The organism is Chachezhania antarctica (genome assembly GCF_003646465.1).
Classification (GTDB): Bacteria; Pseudomonadota; Alphaproteobacteria; order Rhodobacterales; family Rhodobacteraceae; genus Chachezhania; species Chachezhania antarctica.
The window spans coordinates 54,672-72,828 of the sequence record NZ_QZEX01000013.1 but is presented as its reverse complement, the minus strand read 5'-3'; the positions used below and the strand labels follow the sequence as shown (position 1 = coordinate 72,828).

General features: G+C 65.7%; 18 protein-coding genes. 6 read left to right on the top strand and 12 right to left on the bottom strand.

Going from position 1 to position 18,157, the window contains the following annotated elements; all coding sequences use genetic code 11:
* The first annotated feature begins 2 nt into the window (after positions 1-2).
* Both D4754_RS20200 and D4754_RS20195 read left to right on the top strand, forming a co-directional pair.
* On the top strand, positions 3-1,487 hold the full coding sequence (locus tag D4754_RS20200; protein ID WP_121067243.1) for an aldehyde dehydrogenase: 1,485 nt from the start codon (positions 3-5) through the stop codon (positions 1,485-1,487).
* The gene (locus tag D4754_RS20195) at positions 1,484-2,710 is read left to right on the top strand and encodes a Tm-1-like ATP-binding domain-containing protein (protein ID WP_121067240.1); all 1,227 of its coding nucleotides are present in this window, start codon (positions 1,484-1,486) and stop codon (positions 2,708-2,710) included. The genes D4754_RS20200 and D4754_RS20195 overlap by 4 nt, the downstream gene beginning before the upstream one ends.
* Before the next feature lie 83 nt (positions 2,711-2,793).
* Here D4754_RS20195 and D4754_RS20190 read toward each other — a convergent pair whose 3' ends face one another.
* The 6 genes from D4754_RS20190 to D4754_RS20165 are packed head-to-tail and all read right to left on the bottom strand — an operon-like array spanning position 2,794 to position 8,203.
* Entirely contained in the window at positions 2,794-3,555 is a 762-nt protein-coding gene (locus D4754_RS20190; RefSeq protein ID WP_121067237.1) for an HpcH/HpaI aldolase family protein, read from the bottom strand.
* A 5-nt stretch (positions 3,556-3,560) separates the two neighbouring features.
* Complete coding sequence (hpaH, locus tag D4754_RS20185) at positions 3,561-4,364, bottom strand: 2-oxo-hept-4-ene-1,7-dioate hydratase (protein WP_121067233.1); 804 nt, start codon at positions 4,362-4,364, stop codon at positions 3,561-3,563.
* Entirely contained in the window at positions 4,361-5,257 is an 897-nt protein-coding gene (locus D4754_RS20180; RefSeq protein WP_420837225.1) for a fumarylacetoacetate hydrolase family protein, read from the bottom strand. The genes hpaH and D4754_RS20180 overlap by 4 nt, the downstream gene beginning before the upstream one ends.
* Positions 5,258-5,270: 13 nt before the next feature.
* The gene (gene hpaD / locus D4754_RS20175; protein WP_121067227.1) at positions 5,271-6,251 is read right to left on the bottom strand and encodes a 3,4-dihydroxyphenylacetate 2,3-dioxygenase; all 981 of its coding nucleotides are present in this window, start codon (positions 6,249-6,251) and stop codon (positions 5,271-5,273) included.
* Positions 6,252-6,292: 41 nt separating this feature from the next.
* Positions 6,293-7,804, bottom strand: a complete 1,512-nt coding sequence (hpaE, locus tag D4754_RS20170; RefSeq protein WP_121067224.1) for a 5-carboxymethyl-2-hydroxymuconate semialdehyde dehydrogenase — start codon at positions 7,802-7,804, stop codon at positions 6,293-6,295.
* 3 nt (positions 7,805-7,807) lie between these two features.
* Positions 7,808-8,203: a 5-carboxymethyl-2-hydroxymuconate Delta-isomerase gene (locus D4754_RS20165; protein ID WP_121067380.1), complete on the bottom strand. Its 396-nt coding sequence runs from the start codon at positions 8,201-8,203 to the stop codon at positions 7,808-7,810.
* Positions 8,204-8,298: 95 nt separating this feature from the next.
* Here D4754_RS20165 and hpaR point away from each other — a divergent pair, with 95 nt between their 5' ends.
* The gene (gene hpaR, locus D4754_RS20160) at positions 8,299-8,760 is read left to right on the top strand and encodes a homoprotocatechuate degradation operon regulator HpaR (RefSeq protein WP_121067377.1); all 462 of its coding nucleotides are present in this window, start codon (positions 8,299-8,301) and stop codon (positions 8,758-8,760) included.
* A gap of 313 nt (positions 8,761-9,073) precedes the next feature.
* Entirely contained in the window at positions 9,074-9,376 is a 303-nt protein-coding gene (locus D4754_RS20155; protein WP_163025998.1) for a hypothetical protein, read from the top strand.
* Positions 9,377-9,612: 236 nt separating this feature from the next.
* On the opposite strand, the gene eutC is transcribed toward D4754_RS20155, so the two are convergent.
* Positions 9,613-10,362 carry an ethanolamine ammonia-lyase subunit EutC gene (gene eutC / locus D4754_RS20150; RefSeq protein WP_121067218.1) on the bottom strand — a complete coding sequence of 250 codons (750 nt, stop codon included), beginning with the start codon at positions 10,360-10,362 and terminating at the stop codon, positions 9,613-9,615.
* The gene (locus D4754_RS20145; RefSeq protein WP_121067216.1) at positions 10,359-11,756 is read right to left on the bottom strand and encodes an ethanolamine ammonia-lyase subunit EutB; all 1,398 of its coding nucleotides are present in this window, start codon (positions 11,754-11,756) and stop codon (positions 10,359-10,361) included. The genes eutC and D4754_RS20145 overlap by 4 nt, the downstream gene beginning before the upstream one ends.
* Positions 11,757-12,031: 275 nt before the next feature.
* Between D4754_RS20145 and D4754_RS20140 the strand changes: the two genes are divergently transcribed.
* Both D4754_RS20140 and D4754_RS20135 read left to right on the top strand, forming a co-directional pair.
* Positions 12,032-13,933, top strand: a complete 1,902-nt coding sequence (locus tag D4754_RS20140) for a PAS-domain containing protein (protein ID WP_121067214.1) — start codon at positions 12,032-12,034, stop codon at positions 13,931-13,933.
* Positions 13,917-14,651 (top strand): response regulator transcription factor, encoded by a 735-nt coding sequence (locus tag D4754_RS20135; RefSeq protein WP_240453954.1) that lies wholly within the window; start codon positions 13,917-13,919, stop codon positions 14,649-14,651. Before D4754_RS20140 ends, D4754_RS20135 begins: the two co-directional genes overlap by 17 nt.
* Positions 14,652-14,831: 180 nt before the next feature.
* Here the strand turns inward: D4754_RS20135 and D4754_RS20130 are convergent, their stop codons facing one another.
* Genes D4754_RS20130 through D4754_RS20115 form a run of 4 tightly spaced genes read right to left on the bottom strand, consistent with a single transcriptional unit; the run spans position 14,832 to position 18,139 of the window.
* Positions 14,832-15,023: a DUF2783 domain-containing protein gene (locus D4754_RS20130; protein WP_121067212.1), complete on the bottom strand. Its 192-nt coding sequence runs from the start codon at positions 15,021-15,023 to the stop codon at positions 14,832-14,834.
* A gap of 3 nt (positions 15,024-15,026) precedes the next feature.
* On the bottom strand, positions 15,027-16,649 hold the full coding sequence (locus D4754_RS20125) for an FAD-dependent oxidoreductase (protein ID WP_121067210.1): 1,623 nt from the start codon (positions 16,647-16,649) through the stop codon (positions 15,027-15,029).
* A gap of 18 nt (positions 16,650-16,667) precedes the next feature.
* Positions 16,668-17,192, bottom strand: coding sequence for a DinB family protein (locus D4754_RS20120; protein WP_121067207.1), 525 nt, complete (start codon positions 17,190-17,192; stop codon positions 16,668-16,670).
* Complete coding sequence (locus tag D4754_RS20115) at positions 17,189-18,139, bottom strand: MBL fold metallo-hydrolase (RefSeq protein ID WP_121067204.1); 951 nt, start codon at positions 18,137-18,139, stop codon at positions 17,189-17,191. The genes D4754_RS20120 and D4754_RS20115 overlap by 4 nt, the downstream gene beginning before the upstream one ends.
* Positions 18,140-18,157: the final 18 nt, after the last annotated feature.

Sequence of the window (18,157 nt, the reverse complement as noted above, 5' to 3'; positions counted from 1 at the left end):
CCATGCTTGACCAGAACCGCATCGACAGCTTGCGCAGCGCCGAGGTTCCCCCCGCCGATCACCTGATCGACGGCGCGCACGTGCCCGCATCGGACGGGGGGCGGCTGGACGTCATCTCGCCGCTGGACGGCAAGGTGCTGACAACCATCGCCCGTGGTACAAAGGACGACGTTGCCGCCGCCACGGCCGCCGCGAGACGGACGTTCGTTGAACGCGTGTGGGCGGACACGGCGCCGGCCAAGCGCAAGGCGGTGCTGTCGAAATGGGCCGCGCTGGTCGAGGAACACGCCGCCGAACTGGCCGTGCTTGGCGTCCGCGACAACGGGACCGAGATCGGCATGGCCCTGAAGGCCGAACCGCTGTCGGCCGCCGGTACGCTCCGCTACTACGCCGAAGCCATCGACAAGCTGAACGGAGAGATCGCGCCGACCGATCCGTCCGTGCTGGCACTGGTCCACCGCGAACCCGTGGGCGTCGTCGGGGCCATCGTGCCGTGGAACTTCCCGTTGATGATCGGCGCATGGAAATTGGCGCCCGCGCTGGCCGCCGGCAACAGCGTGGTGCTGAAGCCCGCCGAAACCGCGTCCCTTTCGCTGCTGAAGCTGGCGCAACTGGGGCACGAGGCTGGCCTCCCCCCCGGCGTCCTGAACGTCGTCACCGGCGAAGGCGCCGTGGTGGGCGAGGCACTGGGGCTGTCTATGGACGTCGATGTGCTGGTCTTCACAGGCTCCGGCCCCGTGGGGCGGCGGCTGCTGGAATATTCGGCCCGGTCGAACCTGAAACGGGTCTATCTGGAACTTGGCGGCAAATCCCCCAACATCGTTTTCGCCGATGTGCCCGATCTGGACGAGGCGGTGAAGGTCTCGGCCAACGGGATCTTCCGCAATTCCGGGCAGGTCTGCGTTGCGGGCTCGCGCCTGCTGGTGGAGCGGTCGATCCATGACGAATTCGTTGCCCGACTCACCACGTTCATGGAGACGATGAAGGTCGGCGATCCGCTGGATCTGAAGACCAATGCGGGCGCCGTGAATTCGGAACGGCAACTGGCGCAGAACCTGTCTTTCGTGGACGAGGCCCGCGCCGCCGGGCGCACCGTGATCGGCGGCGCGCGCATTCTGGAAGATACCGGCGGATATTTCATGGAACCGACGCTGGTGACCGGCGTCGCGCCCGGCGACCGCATTGCGCAGGACGAGGTGTTCGGCCCCGTGCTGGCCGTCATTCCCTTCGATACCGAAGCAGACGCTTTGCAGATCGCCAACGGCACCGATTACGGGCTGGCCGCGGCCGTATGGACATCGAACCTGTCCCGCGCGCACCGGATGATCCGGGGATTGCGCGCAGGCGTCGTGCACGTGAACACCTATGGCGGCGCCGACAACACCGTGCCCCTGGGCGGGGTCAAACAATCGGGCAACGGGCACGACAAGTCGCTCCATGCGATGGACAAGTATCTCGACCTGAAAACAGCGTGGATCAAGCTATGACCGAACCCACCATTCTTGTCGTCGGCACCTACGACACCAAGGACGACGAACTGTCCTACCTGACAGGCGTGATCGAAGCGCAGGGCGGCAAGGTCCTGACGATGGATGTCAGCGTTCTGGGCGATCCGAAGAAGCCCACGGACATTTCCAAGCACCAGGTCGTCGAGGCAGGCGGCAGCACCATCGCGCAGGCCATCGCGCACGAGGATGAAAACCTTGCCATGCAGGATATGGCCCGCGGTGCGGCGGCCATGGCTGCGGAATTGTACGAAGCCCGGCGTTTCGATGGCGTTATCGTGCTGGGCGGCACCATGGGCACCGATCTGTCGCTGGATGTCTGTTCCGCCCTGCCGTTGGGGGTGCCGAAATACATAGTGTCGACGGTCAGCTTCTCGCCCCTGATCCCGACCGACAGGCTGCCGGCCGATGTGCAGATGATCCTGTGGGCCGGGGGGCTTTATGGCCTGAACTCTGTCTGCAAGGCGTCGCTGTCGCAGGCTGCGGGTGCCGTGCTGGGCGCGGCGCGGGCCGTGGAAAAGCCGGACCGGGACAAGCCGCTGATCGGCATGACGTCCTTCGGCAAGACGGTCCTGCGCTACATGGTCGACCTGAAACCGGCGTTGGAGGCGCGCGGCTATGAAGTCGCCGTGTTCCATGCGACGGGCATGGGCGGGCGTGCCTTCGAAAGCCTGGCCGGTCAGAAGGCCTTCGCCGCCGTGATGGACTTTGCCCCGCAGGAGATCGGCAACCACATCATGGGCTCGACCGTCACCGCGGGCGAAGACCGGATGACGAACGCGGGCCGCACCGGCACGCCGCAGCTTGTGTCCATCGGTTGCTACGACCTGATCGATATTGTCGGCTGGCAACCCGTTCCGGAGAAGCTCGCCGGGCAGGAGATCCATGCGCATAATCGGCTGCTGTCATCGGTGATGATGACCCCGGACCAGCGGCGCGAGATGGCCCGCGCCCTGTGCGACAAGCTGGCCACGGCCACCGGCCCGGTGACCTTCCTGCTGCCGCTTCAGGGTGGCAACGAATGGGACCGACCGGGCGGCGTGCTGTCCGATCCCGAAGGTCTTGCGGCCTTCATCGACGAACTGCGTTCCAAGGTCCCGGCTAACGTGACATTGGTCGAGCTCGACTGCCATATCAACGACCCCGCGTTCGTGGCGGCAGCACTTGATGTCTTCGACGGCTGGTGCACCGAGGGCCTGATCTGACAGAGACAGTCGCGTCCCTGCCGCGGACCCGTTGACCGAAATTGGCCCGGACAGCGATCTCCGGAGCGTTGCCCCCTGACCGATCAGAACGCGTCGCGCAAGGCCACCAGACCACTGCGCAGGGTGCCCACGTCGGACCCGACCGCCAGGAACTCCACGCCCGCCTCGGCAAAGCTTTTGGCCTGTGCGCGGTCACCGGTCAGGACGCCTGCGGCGACACCGGCGGCGCGGATCCGGGCCAGCCCGTCGCTGACGGCTTTCCTGACATCGTCGTGGCCGGGATTGCCCCGGTGGCCCATGTCTGCGGCCAGATCGGCAGGGCCGATGAACACGCCGTCGACACCCTTGACCGCAAGGATATCGTCCAGCGCCGCCATCCCCGCGCGGCTTTCGACCTGCAGCAGAAGGCAGATCTGGTCGTTCGCCGTGTGCAGGTAATCGGCCTCCCCGCCGTAGCCCGACGCGCGTACCAGCGCCGCCCCGACACCGCGCACGCCCTCGGGCGGATAGAGTACGGATCGCACGGCCTCGCGCGCCTGGTCTGCGCTTTCGATCATCGGGATGAGCAGCGTCTGCGCGCCGATATCCAGCATCTGCTTGATCTCGGTCCGGCTGTCGTCGCGGGTGCGGACCACCGGGTGCGCGCGGCCGGCGCCTACGGCCCGCAGTTGCGCCAGGATATCGCGCAAGCCGTTGGGCCCGTGTTCGCCATCCAGCACCAGCCAGTCGAACCCGGTGCCGGCCGCCAGTTCCGCCACGCTGGGATCGCCCAGCCCGACCCAAAGGCCGATCTGCGTTTCCTTCGCCAGAAGGCGCCGTTTGAAGATGTTTTCAGGTGCGGGCATGGGGATCACTCAAAGCTGACGAACACATCACCGAAAGCGCCGAAATCAGCCTCGATCACCGTGCCGGGGGGACATTCGACGGGCGCGATGAACGAGCCCGACAGGATCACCTGCCCGGCTTCGATCTTCTGCCCGTACTGGTGCATGCGGCGGGCCAGCCAGACGAGGCTGGTGACCGGATCGTCCAGCACCGCGGCGCCAAGGCCCGTCGCCTCGACCTCGCCGTTCTTTCGGAGGATCGCACCGACCCAGCGCAGGTCATGGGCATCGACGGCGTGGTGTTGCGCGCCCGTGACGATACCCGCATTGGCCGCGTTGTCGCTGATCGTGTCCACGATCACCCGCGCCTGCCCCGTTTCGGGATCCCTGCGCTGGATTCGCGTGTCGAGGATTTCAAGCGATGGCACCACGTAATCCGTCGCTGCCAGAACGTCATCGCGGGTGACATCCCCGTCCAGCGGGGATTTCATGACGAACGCGATCTCCGCCTCGACCCGGGGCTGGATGAAGCGGCCCGCGGCGATTGCGACTCCCGAGGCGAAGAGCATGTCATCGTACAGAACCCCGCTGTCGGGCGTCGCGATGCCCAGTGCGTCCTGCATGATCTTGGATGTCAGGCCGATCTTCCAGCCGGCGATCGTCCGGCCCGAAGCCAGCTTCCGCACCATCTGCGCCGCCTGGATCCGGTAGGCATCGTCAAGGTCCATGCCGGGGTATTTCAGGGACAGCAGCCCGATCTGGGTGCCCGTGTCTTCGGCCGTCAGCAGCGCCTCGGCGGCGTCTTCGATTTGTGTGTCTGTAAGGGTCATTCGTCCACCACCGTGTTACGCAGGATTCCCACACCGTCCGCTTCCACCTCTATCACATCGCCGGGCTTCAGCCAGACAGGTGGATCGAACCGCGCGCCCGCGCCCGTGGGCGTGCCGCAGACGATCACGTCGCCCGGGGCAAGCGTGCAGAAGGTCGAGACATAGTTCAGGATGTAGCGGAAATCGTACATCATCCGGCCGGTGCGGTCCTGCTGGCGGATCTCTCCGTTGACGCGGGTTTCCAGCTTGATGTCGTCCAGCTGCGCGGCCTCGCGGAAGGGCACCAGCCACGGGCCGATGGCGCCGGTCGAATCCCAGTTCTTGCCTTGCGTCACGTTGAACTTCGCATGGCGCACCCAGTCGCGGATCGTGCCTTCGTTGCAAAGCGTGATCGCCGCGATGTGGTCATAGGCGTCCTCGCGCGCGATGCGGCGCCCGCCCTTGCCGATGACGATGGTCAACTCGCCCTCGTAATCCAGCTGCTCGCTTTCCGGCGGACGGACAAGGGCGCCGTTGTGCCCGGTGAAGGACCGCGGAAAGCGGATGAACATCGATGGCTTGCCCGGCGCGGCCTGCCCGTCCTTGTATTCAGCGTTGCGGTCGGGGAAGTTCACGCCGATGCAGATCAGCTTTTCCGGCCGGGCGATGGGGATCAGGAACTCCACATCCTCCTCGCGGAAGGCGGGCGCGCGGGCTTCGCCTGCGGCGATGATCTCCTCCAGCGCGCCGGCTTCGATGACGTGTTGCAGCGTGGGGAAGCGCGCCCCGAACTCCACAGTCAGATCCACGATGCCCGCATCGGTGACGAGGCCATAACGGTTCAGCCCCCCGGCGCGGAATGCGGCAACCCTTGCGGGAATGTTCATGCTCTGGTCCTTCTGCGTCTCTGCCATGGGATTGCCCCCATCATGGCGCGATGATGGGTGAGGCCTTCAGATCGGCGTCCCGCGTTTCGACCCCGGTGAAGGCGGAGCCATTCTCGAACCACGATTTCGGCGCCGGAGCCCCCCACAACGTTTGCCGCTGCGGGTCCTTCAGGTCCCACTTGATCGGCTCAAGATCGGGGTCGATGGTCTGGTAGTCGGAACAGTAGATCTCGATCCGGTGGCCGTCCGGGTCGAGGATATAGAGGAAGAACGCGTTCGAAATCCCGTGCCGCCCCGGGCCGCGTTCGATGTTGCCGACGTAACCCGTGGTCGCCATCAGGTCGAGCAGGTCGATGATGTTCAGGGGCGTCGGCACCCAGAACGCGGTGTGATGCAGGCGGGGGCCGTGGCCGTTGGTGAAGGCGATATCGTGCACGCCGCCCTTGCGATGCGTCCACGCGGCCCAGAGCGCGCCGGATTCCGCATCCTCGGTGTATTCCGTCACCCGGAAGCCCAGCTTGCCGTAGAAGTCGACGGCCGTGTCCACGTTCGGGGCAAAGCAGTTGAAATGGTCGATCCGCAGGGGCTTCACACCCTTGTAGAGCGCGTATTTCTGGTGGATCGGTTCCAGCCTTTCCATCTTGAAATAGAACTCCATCGGTGCGCCGAAACAATCATGCGTGCGCAGGGTGCGGCCCTGGTAGGGGCGGTCGACCCAGTCCGTGCGGTGGCCCAGGCCTTTGAAATACGTCTCTGCCTTGTCCAGTTCTTCCTCGGCGAACAGCTTGTAGGACAGGTAGTCGATCCCGGGCTCGGGCTTCTTCTTCAGGACAAGGCAGTGGTGTCCGCGTTCTTCCATGGCGCGAAAATAGATGGTGCTGTCGTCCTCGTCCGTGACCTGCAGGCCAAGGATGTCGGTATAGAACGTGCGGCTGGCGGCCAGGTCCGTCACGCCGAATTCGACATGGCTGAGACGGAGGATGTTGAACGGCGGGGCCAGGACGGGCGCGGGGATCGGCATTGTGGGTCCTCCCGGGGATGACTGTATCTGGAAACGGGCGCTCAGGCGCCCAGTTTCGGGATCTTGTGCGGCGCGCGCGGGAAGCAGACGTTCACGGTTTCCATGTAGAAATCGAACGACCAGTCGCCGCCGTCGCGGCCGATGCCGGATGATTTCACGCCGCCGAAGGGTGTCGGCAGGTGGCGGATGTTGTCCGAATTCACCCACATCATGCCCGCTTCCAGATTGTCGGTCATGTGGATCGCGCGGTCCAGATCCTGCGTCCAGACGTAAGCGGCCAGCCCGTATTGCACGCTGTTGGCAATCTCCAGCGCATGGGCTTCATCCCTGAAGGGAATGGCGGTCAGGACGGGGCCGAAGATCTCCTCCTGCGCGATGGCCATGTCGCTGGTGGCATCGGTGAAGAGCGTTGGCGCCACGTAGCAACCCGTATCGCCCACCTTTTCGCCACCCGCGGCGATGGTCGCACCTTCGGCACTGGCGGTATCGAAATAGGACAGGACCTTCTTTTCATGTACCGGGTGGATCAGCGGGCCGACTACCGTGTCGGGGTCCAGCGGATGGCCGATTTTGATTTTCTTCGCGACCTCGGCGACCTTGGCCGTGAACTCGGCATAGATCGTATCCTGCACCAGCAGGCGCGACGATGACGTGCAGCGTTCCCCGTTCAGCGAATAGATCATGAAGGTCGCGGCATCCAGCGCGCGCTCCATGTCGGCATCGTCGAACACGATGACCGGGTTCTTGCCGCCCAGTTCGAAATGCACGCGCTTCAGGGTGTCGGCGCCCTGCTTCATGATCATGCTCCCGGTGCGGCTTTCGCCCACGAAGGCGATGGCGCGGATTTCGGGGTGTTCCGTCAGCCGTTTGCCCGCGGTTTCGCCCAACCCGTTCACGACGTTCAGAACGCCCTTGGGCAGGCCCGCGCTTTCGGCGATTTCGACCAGCAGCTTGGCCGTCATGGGCGAGAATTCGGCGGGTTTGTGCACCACGGTACAGCCCGATGCCAGCGCAGGTGCGATCTTCCACGTCGACAGCATGAACGGCGTGTTCCACGGGGTGATCACGCCCACCGGCCCGATGGGGCGACGGGTGGTCGTGTTCATCTGCGTGGGTGTGCGTGTGACCTGCCCGTCCTCGGCATGGGGCGCCTGATCCGCGAAGAAGCGGAAGTTGGCCGCCCCGCGCAGGGCGGCCTTCGACATGAAGCGCAGCGCCTGGCCCGTGTCCATGCATTCGATGAAGGCAATCTCCTCGGCCCGGGCCTCGATGGCCTCTGCCACCTTGATCAGGATCTTGCGGCGCTCGGCCCCCGGCGTTTTCGACCAGCCCGGAAAGGCTGCCTTGGCCGCGGCAACGGCGCGGTCCACGTCTTTCGGACCGGACATCGTGACCTGTTCCAGGACCGAGCCATCGACCGGGCAGATCGTATCCATCCACTGCCCCGAAATCGCGGGCACAATGTCGCCGTCGATATGGTTCATGACGCCGCCCTCGCGAAACGGCGCCATGTAGGCGTGGGCCTTTTGGATGTTGTCGTCCAGAACGCTCATGGCTCAGTCCTTCTTCGGTGCCGACACGCGGGCGTGAATGGGCGTGTCCTTCCAGCTCAGCTCCGGATCGATGATCCGGATTTCCAGCGAAAGGGCGAAATGGGGGGTGGCGAGGGGTTCGGCCAGCGCCGTCTGCACAGCGGCAAAGATCAGGTCGCCCGCGGCTTTCAACGCCTCGGTCGACCGTCCGGCGCCGACTGACAGCGTCATGGCCAGGAAGTCGTTCTCTGCCAGCCCGTCGGCAATGATGGCATGATCCGCCTTGTGCAGCCGCACCCGGATACCGGCCACCGGAAAGATCCCGGCCGCCACCATGGCACCATGCGCGGCGGTGGCCACCGCGGTCATGTCACAGCGGTGTTCCAGCCCGGCCGAATAGTCCATTGCAAGATGCGGCATCGATTCGCCTCCCATAAATGAACATGTTAATCAATAAGCCGCTTGTCAACGCCGCCGCTTTGAAAGACCAAAGATTCCGACACGAGGAACAGATCATGGCGCGTTCAGAATTCCGCGACGGCTTCGAGCTTTCGGAGACCCGGCGCACCCTGCCAATCACGCTGCTCAGGCTGCGCGAACGGTTGATGAGCGAGTTCCGCCCCATCCTGTCAGCTCACGGCGTCACGGAACAGCAATGGCGCGTGCTGCGGGTTCTGATGGAATCCGACGTCATCACCGCGACCGAACTGGCCGAACGCGCCTGCATCCTTGCGCCGTCCCTGTCGCGCATCCTGAAGACGCTGGATGAACGCGGCCTGATCGCCATGGATCGCAACCCCGGCGACGGCCGGCGTGCCCGGATCCGGCTGAGCGACGACGGCTTCGCCTTCATCCGCAAGGTCTCGCCCGAAAGCATCAAGGCTTATGAAAGGATCGAAGCGCGGATCGGCCCCGACCGGATCAACGCGCTGCTGAACGATCTCGACGCCGCGATCCGCGCGCTGGACGACGACTGACACAAGCGCCCAGGTCCTCTGCCCGCCGACGTGACCGCCCAAACCGTACTTTCTCCGGCGAATCTCTGCACGGCAACATTATGGCCATTTTCGGGGCATTGTTGCGGTTGCACTTCCCAAACCAGACGAAAAACCGGTCAAAATTGCGTGTGACCTCGCGTAGCGTTCAATCTTCACTTGAAGCGAAGCGCTTGGCCTGCTTCACACACCGCATCGACCCCGTGCAGTATGCGCTCATTCACATCACCCTCGGCGAGTTCTGTCCGAGACAAGAGGTTTTCCCATTATGGCATCGTTTCGCACCGCCCTCCTTATGCTGATCCCGCTGACCCTTCCCGCTGCCCCCGCGTTCGCAACCGACGGCAGCGCGGCAAAGGCGACCGGGGGGCACCCGATCATCATCGACTGCTACCGCGGCCCGTGGCGTCAGACGATCTGGGACAAGCCGCAGGGTACGTTCATCAACGATCTCGTGCTCAATGGCTACGACTTCGCCAATGCCACGGCCCTCGCGACCGATATCTGCCGCGATGAACGTCTGGTCGGGGACCCCGAGGGACTGAAGGCCGCCCTGCTGGAGTCCATGAAAGAAGTCCCGCCGACCCGCAAGAAGTAGACCTCGCGCCCTGCAGGTTTTGGCACCCCAGGTCCGGCTCTCTGCCCTTGCCACGATGTGCCGTGCAACGGCGAACGCCGATCTCCGCCGCGCGCCTTGCGCAACACGGGGATCGACCTCAGGGGGTCCGGCAACCTTCCAAAGGATCGCCACAACAAGCGTGTCGATCACAAATAGCCCGACCATGGCGATGAGCGCCCGGTAGAGATCCCGGCATGGGCACGTCCGGCGCCGCTCTAGCCGTCGGCCTTTGTCAGCGCGGTCAGCCGGGTCTTCATCTCCAGTCCGCTGGCGTCGACACGCTTCATGGTCCGCAACAACCCGGCGATCTGGCGGGCGGCGTCAGCCGGGTCCAGCCCCCCCGCGCGGATGTTGGAAATGCAGTTCCGGTCGGCATTGGGCATGCCCGCATGCGGGTTCCACGTGACATAGGCCCCAAGGCTGTCGGCCGACGACAACCCGGGCCGTTCGCCGATCAGCACGACGACGCCGGCGGCCCGCATCTTCACCGCAACCTCGTCGCCCAGCGCGACGCGCGCCTGTCGCGCCAGGACGATCCCCGAAAGATCCATCCCGATCCCCGGCAGCAGTGGCACCAGCGACCGCAGGACAGCCGCGGCGTTGAACTTTACCGCCATGGCGCTCAGCCCGTCGGCCACGACGATGCAAATGCCCCCGGGGGATGCGTCCGGCAGTTCCGCCCCCGGCGCCAGCAACCGCCCCAGATCCGGGCGGCGCAGGTATTCGGCCCGCCCCTCGCTGATCTGGCTGTCGGCCAGGCCAACCGGGCCCAGATCGGCGATGCTTTCCTGCAACGCCTCCCGGTCCAGTTCGGACCACACCGCCTCCTTCGCGCGCGCGTGATCCAGCGCGAAGGACAGGCCCGCCCGTGTCGGTAGACCGGCGCCCGACCGGCCCATGCCGATCCGCGCCTCGGTCGCGGCCTTCAGGGGCGACAGCAACGCCTCGGTGCGTCCCTTGCTCATGCGTGTGCCTCCAGCAGACCGGCCACACCCGGATGGCCCGCGAGCGCAGGCGGCGCGTCCTGCAGCCGTCCTGCCCCATCCGTCAGCCCGATCCGGTTCAGCCAGTCCTCGAATTCCGGCGCGGGCGCCAGCCCCAGCGTCTCGCGCGCGAAGACGGCGTCGTGATGCGACAGGCTCTGGTAATTCAGCATCACGTCGTCCGAGCCCGGCACCGTGATCACGAAATTCACCCCCGCCGAACACAGCGTCACGAACAGCGTGTCCATGTCGTCGGGATCGGCCTCCACGTGGTTGGTGTAACAGACGTCCACCCCCATCGGCAGGCCCAGCAGCTTGCCGCAGAAGTGATCCTCCAGCCCCGCGCGCAGGATCTCCTTTCCGTTGAACAGGTATTCCGGGCCGATGAAGCCCACGACCGTGTTGACCAGCAGCGGATCGAATTCCCGCGCCACAGCATAGGCCCGCGCTTCCATCGTCTGCTGATCGACACCGTTATGCGCATTGGCCGACAGGGCCGCGCCCTGCCCGGTCTCGAAATACATGACGTTGGTGCCGACGGTGCCCCGGCCCAGAGCCCGCGCCGCCTCCGTCGCCTCGGCCAGCAACGACAGGGTCACCCCGAACTCGGCATTGGCCTTTGCCGACCCGGCGACCGACTGGAAGACAAGATCCACCGGCGCGCCAGCCTCCATCGCGGCGATGGCTGTGGTGACATGGCCCAGGCAGCACGATTGCGTCGGGATCTCCAGCGCCTGCCGCAGGTCGTCCAGCAGCGTCACGATGCGCACGTAATCCTCGACCGTATCCGTGGCCGGGTTCACCCCGATCACCGCGTCGCCCGATCCCATCAAAAGCCCGTCGAGCGCCGAGGCCGCGATCCCCCGCGAACTGTCGGTCGGGTGGTTCGGCTGGTTCCGCGTCGAAAGCCGCCCGGACAGGCCGATCGTCGTCCGGAACGCGGTCACGACCCGCACCTTTGCGGCAATCGCGATCAGGTCCTGCACCCGGCAGATCTTGGACACCGCCGCCACCATTTCCGGCGTCAGTCCCCATTTCAGTGCCGCGATTGCCGCGCCATCCGTCTCGGGCGCCAGCAGCCATTCGCGGAATTCGCCCACCGTCAGGGACGCCACGGGCCGGAACGCCTCCGCGTCATGGCGCGCAGCGATCAGGTCGGACACCTCGTCGCCGTCCACGCCCAGAACATCCACCGACAGAAAGGCACTCAGCGGCAAGTCCGCCAGCGCCATCTGCGCCGCCAGCCGCTCCACCGGCCCATCTGCCGCAACACCCGCCAGCACGTCGCCGCTGCGATGAGGCGACGCCTTGGCCAGAAGCGCGCGCAGATCCGGGAACGTGAACCGCGTCTGTTCCAGCGTGGTGACATAACTCATGGACAAACCTTTCGAATTCTCGCCACAGAGATACCCGATATTTCCACAGACGCTAACCGCACATGCCGATTTTCACCGTGCCCTCCCCAACTTCGCCAAGAGATGCCCGAAGTCTCATCAGAAGCCCGGTTTCTTCTTTCCCAAAATACTCCGGGGGGCACGCCCGGAACGGGCGGGTGGGGGCAGAGCCCCCTCCGACACCGGCCAACGCACCACGCAAGATTGCCCGCCGCCCCGCCCGATGCTAGCCTGTTCTTCCCGCAGGACCCGTGCCCATGACACTCGACGACACCCAGACCAAGGCCATGACCAGCGCCGGGCTGAACCTCATTGCCCAGGCGCTTTCGATCTATGACCGCGATCTGCGGCTGGCTGTCTGCAACCGTCCGTTCCAGACGATGTTCAACTTGCCCGACTGGCTGACCATCCCGGGCGCACCCTTCGAGGATACCATCCGCTACCTCGCCACCTCGGGCGAATATGGCCCCATCGACGATATAGAGGCCTATGTCGCCGACAAGGTCGACATCGCCCGCGCGTTCGAACCGCATTACATGGAACGCACCCGCGCCAACGGCCGCACGATCTCGGTCGAAGGCTCGCCCCTGCCGCAAGGCGGCTGGGTCACCGTCTACACCGACATCACGCAAGCCAAGCGCAGCGAAACGCTTCTGCGGGCACGGTCGGAGGAGCTGTCGGAAAAGCTCGTCTCCCATTCCGAGGAACTGGCCGCCGCCAACCGCAAGCTCGCCGCCTCCAACGCCGCGCTGGAGGAGGCCAAGCGCGAACTGACGGAGATGGAGGCCCGCACGCGTCTGGTGACTGAGATGATGCCCGCCCACATCGCCCATGTGAACGCCGAAGGCCGCTACACCTATTCCAACCGCCGCCTGTCGGCGATCATGCCGGGCCGCCCGGCCGATGTCGTGGGCATGACCTTGTCCGCCGCCGTGGGGATCGAGAATTTCGAGCTGATACGCCCCCATCTTCATGCCGCCTTCCAGGGCGAAAGCCCGGTGTTCGAGTTCACCGAGCCGCACGATTCCCGCAGGCTCCGCGCCGCTTTCACTCCCGATGGCCAGGGCGGGGCCTATATCCTGTCGATGGATGTCACCGCGGAAACCCAGGCCCGCGCCGCGCTGCAACAGGGCCGGCGGCGCGAGATCGCGGCGCAGATGACCTCGGGCATGGCGCATGATTTCTCGAACCTCCTGACGATCATCCTTGGCATGCAAAGCCGGCTGGCCCGGATGGATCTGGGCACCGAGGCCGCCGACCTGATCGCCGCCACCCGCACCGCGGCCCGGCGCGGTGGGCGGCTGCTGAACCGGATCGCTGACATGACGGGCCAGCGACCGCCCCGGCCGCAGGCGACCGACATGCATGATTTCCTGGCCGACCTGAAACTGCTGGCCTCGCCCAGCCTGCCGCAGGCGGTGGATCTGACGGTGCTCGACCATTGCCCGGACCGGCCCGTGATGCTCGACCCCGGTCTGTTGCAGGACGCGCTGCTGAACCTCATCCTGAACGCTCGCGATGCCTGCGGCACGTCGGGGCAGATCACCATCACGGCGCACGCGGTGGGCGACATCTGGCTGGAACTGTCCGTCACCGACACCGGCGCGGGCTTTTCACCGGATGCGCTGGACAAGGCGCTGCATCCGTTCTTCACGACGAAGGGCGACGCGGGTTCGGGCCTTGGCCTGCCCATGGTCTACGACATGGTCAAGATGGCCGGCGGCGCGATGGAGATCGGCAACTGGTCCGGCGGGGCCGAAGTACGCTTGCGCCTGCCCCTGCGGCTGGCCCCGGCCGCCCCCGGCGGTCTGGCGCTGCTGGTCGAAGACAGCGCCGATCTGCGCAGCAACTACCGGACCATGCTGATGGACCTGGGTTATGCCGTGATCGAGGCCGCAGCGGCAGACGAGGCGCAGGCACTTCTGGGCGACGTGGGAGAGATCGCTTTGATCCTGTCGGACATCAAGCTGGAAGGCACGGCCACCGGGCTCGACCTCGGCTGGGCGGCCAAGTCTGCTGGCGTGCCGCTGATCCTGATGACCTCCCTTCCGCTCGACGATCCGCTTCACCGCGCCGCGCTGACCAGCGGGCCGGTGCTGCGCAAGCCGTTCACGATACAGACCCTGGCCGGCCTTCTGGGCCATGAAGCAGCAGCATGAGGCGATCATGACCCCAAGCGAAGGCGCTCTTGTCTGGATCCTCGACGACGAACCCGAGGTGCGCCAGATCCTGACCGACGCGCTGGAGGAAGCGGGCTACCGCACCCAGTCCTTCGCCCGCGCCCGCGCGTTCGAAACAGCGCTGCAACGCGCGACGCCGGATCTTTGCCTTGTCGACCTGTCCCTGCCCGACACCGACGGGCTGGCGCTGGTCCACCGGCTGGCGCTGGAACAGGGGGCGGCGGTGATCATCATTTCCGGCCGGGTGCAGGTGCAGGATCGGGTGACCGGGCTTGAACTGGGCGCCGACGACTACATCACCAAGCCCTTCGACCCGGCCGAGGTGCTGGCCCGCATCCGTGCCCGGTTGCGGTCGCGCAGCGCCGTGCCCCAATCTGGACAGAGCGCGGCTTTCAACGGCTGGACCGCACATTTCGACCGCTACGCGCTGGTGAACGGCGGAGGGGCGGAATCCACCTTTTCCCATGCCGAGGGCGAGGTGCTGCGGCTGTTCCTGGAGAACCCCAAGCGCCTGATCAGCCGCACGCAGATGCAGGACGCGCTGGGCGGAACGGCGGGGGAAAGCTTCGACCGGGCGATGGACGTGCGCATCTCGCGGCTGCGGGCCAAGCTGGGCGAGGACCCGAAGAACCCGCGCCTGATCAAGACGATCTACGGCGCAGGGTACATCTTCCTGGGAGATGTGCAGTGGAGCTGAGCGGTTCGTTGGGCTCTGCCCCCACACCTCCGAGTTATTCTAGGGCCAAAGACGTCAGGGCCGTTGGGTTTTCGCCGGGCATGGTGCGTGGAAACCACGCACCCTACGTCAAGGTTCCCCGGACGGCGCTCTTCTTCCGACGGTCGGTAGGGTGCGTGGTCTCCACGCACCGTTCGCCGGTCAGCGCCTGGCTTGCGCCGCCTCGAGCGCCGCATCCAGCACGGCGCGGTCACCGATCTGGTTGGCGAGGATCAGGATCAGGCGCGCGTTGAAGGCGGCGCTTTCGTCTTCGCTCAGCCCGTCATGGGCGGCGATCAGGTCGGCGTAGAAGCCGTCAGCATCGGCGATGTTCGGTTTGGTCTGCAGCGTCATCTGTCATCCTTTTCCGCAGGCGATCCGCAGCGCATCCTGCACCGCGGCGGCGTCGAAACTCTCCCACCGCGCCGCAACGTGCTGGTCGGGACGGATCAGGTAGACAGCCGAGGCGGCCGTTCCCAGGTACCGTTCGGCCAGCGCGCCGGTCGTGTCGTCGGACGCCCTGAGCGCCACGCGCGTGGCGATCACCCCGTCGGCCTCGATCGTCTCCGCCGCCTCGACGTCGATGGTCAGGAGCGTGAAGCCCTTGCCCAGACGCGGCAGCAGGAAGCCGTCGCCCAGCGGAGCATCCGGGCACGGGCTGCCGACGCGGGTGCGGGCCGGGCCGCCGGTCAGGGCATCGGGGCCGTTCAGCGGCAAGCCGTCATAGACGCAAGGCACCGAAAGGCGACCGGAATTGACCAGGGGCCGCGCGAATTCGAACCGCTCGGCCAGGTCCAGCACTGCATTGCGGAAGATGTGGCTGATCTTCGACTTGGGCGTGATGAAATCGGTCGCGCGGGTGGAGTTCAGGATGTTCTCATCCGCGCCATGCCGCCGTTCGGCGCAGTAGCTGTCCAGCAACGCATCCGGCGCCTCGCCCCGGATCACCATGCCCAGTTTCCAGCCAAGGTTGTCGACGTCCTGCATGCCGGAATTCGCGCCGCGCGCGCCGAAGGGCGACACCTGGTGCGCGGAGTCGCCGGCAAACAGGACGCGCCCATGCCGGAATTTCTTCATCCGGCGGCACTGGAAGGTGTAGATCGACGTCCAGACCAGTTCATACTCCACGTCCGGCCCCAGCATCGCGTCGAGCCGTTTGCGGACGTTCTCCTCCTTCAGTTCGACCTTTCGGTCCACGTCCCAGCCGATCTGGAAATCGACCCGCCAGACGCCATCTGGCTGCTTGTGCAGCAGGGTCGAGGCGCCGGCCTTGTGGGACGGTTCGAACCAGAACCAGCGTTCCGTGGGGAAATCGGCCTTCATCGTGATGTCGGCGATCAGGAAACTGTCCTGAAACACACGGCCATCGAAATCGAGCCCCATCATCGTGCGCAGGGGCGAGCCCGCGCCGTCGCAGCCGATCAGCCAGTCGGCTTCCAGCGTGTAGGGGCCTTCGGGGGTGTCGATCTGAAGCCGGACGTGATCGTCGTGAAATTCGACACTTTGCACGCTGTTCCTGCCGCGGATCTCGATAGGCGCACCGTCTGCCTGCAATTCTCGCAGCCGTTCGACGAGGAAGCGTTCGAAATAGGGCTGCTGCAGGTTGATGAACGCCGGAAAGCGGTGGCCGGATTCGGGGAGCAGGTTGAACTCGAACACTTTCCGGTCTTCGTGGAAGACCTTGCCAAGGTTCCAGACAACGCCCTTGTCCAGCATCGGCCCGGCCGCGCCGTAGCGGTCGGCGATTTCGAGGCTGCGCTTGGCGAAGCAGATCGCGCGGCTGCCCTGGCCGATGCCCTCATGGTCGTCCAGCACCACAACCGGGATGCCCTGCAGGCCCAGATCCAGCGCGGTGGCCACGCCGATGGGGCCCCCGCCCACCACGATCACCGGATGGCGCACCGCCTGCGCCGCGTCCTGATCGGCCGAGCGTTCGTACGGATAGAGCTTGAAAGCCAGCGAATAGCGGTCGTCCAACATGTCCCCTCCCCTGACGGCCTAGCCGTCGAGCCACGCGCGAGCCGATGCGACGCGGCCATACTCCAGATGAAAATCGTCGAGCTGCGGTGGCGACAGCCCTGCGTCCTGCACCTGCACATGGGCCTGCCCGCGATGGTGAACCTGATGCTGGAAAAGGTGCAGCAGCAGCGCATCCACCCGTTCCGGCACCGGACCGTCCACCCGCCTGGTGTCGCGGGTTTCCGACAATGCCCCTTCCGACAGCCCTTCGCAGAACGCGATGAGGCGCGTGTCACAGGCCCGTTGTGCAGCGTACAGCGCGCCCGGTTCGGTGATGTCGGGCGCGTCGATATCGGCATAGGGCACCCCCTGCCCTTCCAGCGCGGCCAGGTAGAACCGGTCGACCAGAAGGATGTGGTTCAGGGTCGCCGCCAGCGACGGAAAGAAGCCGGGGCGCGGGGCGGTGAATCTCGCTTCATCCATCCCCGCCACTGCACCATGCAGCACCTCGTTGGCCCAGGCGTTGTTCCGCGCCATGGTCACGAAAGGCGCCGCAGCACTCATCCCTGCAGGTCCGCCCACATGGCCTGATCGCGTTCCGCCGTCCAGACGCGCGGCGTGTCGATCCCGCGGGCCTCGTCATAGGCGCGGGCGACGTTGAAGGGCAGGCAGTGTTCGTAGATCGCGTAGTCGGCGAATTTCGGGTCGCATGCGGCGCGCACCGCGTCCCATGCCTCTTTCAGCGACCCGCCGCGGGCCACGACCTTCTCCACCGGCTTGTAGGTGGAGCGGACGAAATCCTTGGTGTTCTCGATCGCCGCTGTCACCATTTCGGTGCCCACCAGCGCATCGCCCCGGCCCGGCGCAATCGCGCGGGGTTCGAAACTGGCGACGGCGTCCAGCGTATCGGGCCAATCGTTGAAATGACCGTCGCCGCAATAGCAGGCGGAATGGTATTCGACGATGTCCCCGGTAAACAGCACTTCCTGATCCGGCACCCAGATCACCGCGTCACCGGCGGTATGGGCGCGGCCCACGCATTCGATATCGACCCGCCGGTTGCCAAGATAGACGGTCATCCGGTCGCTGAAGGTGGTGGTGGGCCATGTCAGGCCGGGGATTTCCTCGTGCCCTTCGAACAGGCGCGGGAAACGGCCGAATTCGCTGTCCCAGTCCTCCTGCCCGCGTTCGGCGACCATGGCGCGGGCGACGTCGGACATGATGACCTCTCGCGCACCGTAGGCCGAGGCGCCCAGCACGCGGACGGCGTGGTAATGCGTCATCACAAGGTGGCTGATCGGCTTGTCGGTGACCGAGCGCACGCATTCCATCACCTTGCGGGCCAGCCGCGGGGTGGCCTGCGCCTCGACGATCATCACGCTGTCGTCGCCGATGATCACGCCCGTGTTCGGATCGCCTTCGGCGGTGAAGGCGTAAAGCCCTTCGCCCACTTCGGTGAAGGAGATGTTCTTCTCGCTCATGTCGCCTTGCGACGCGAATGCCTTGGCCATCGTCAGGTCCTGTCGTTC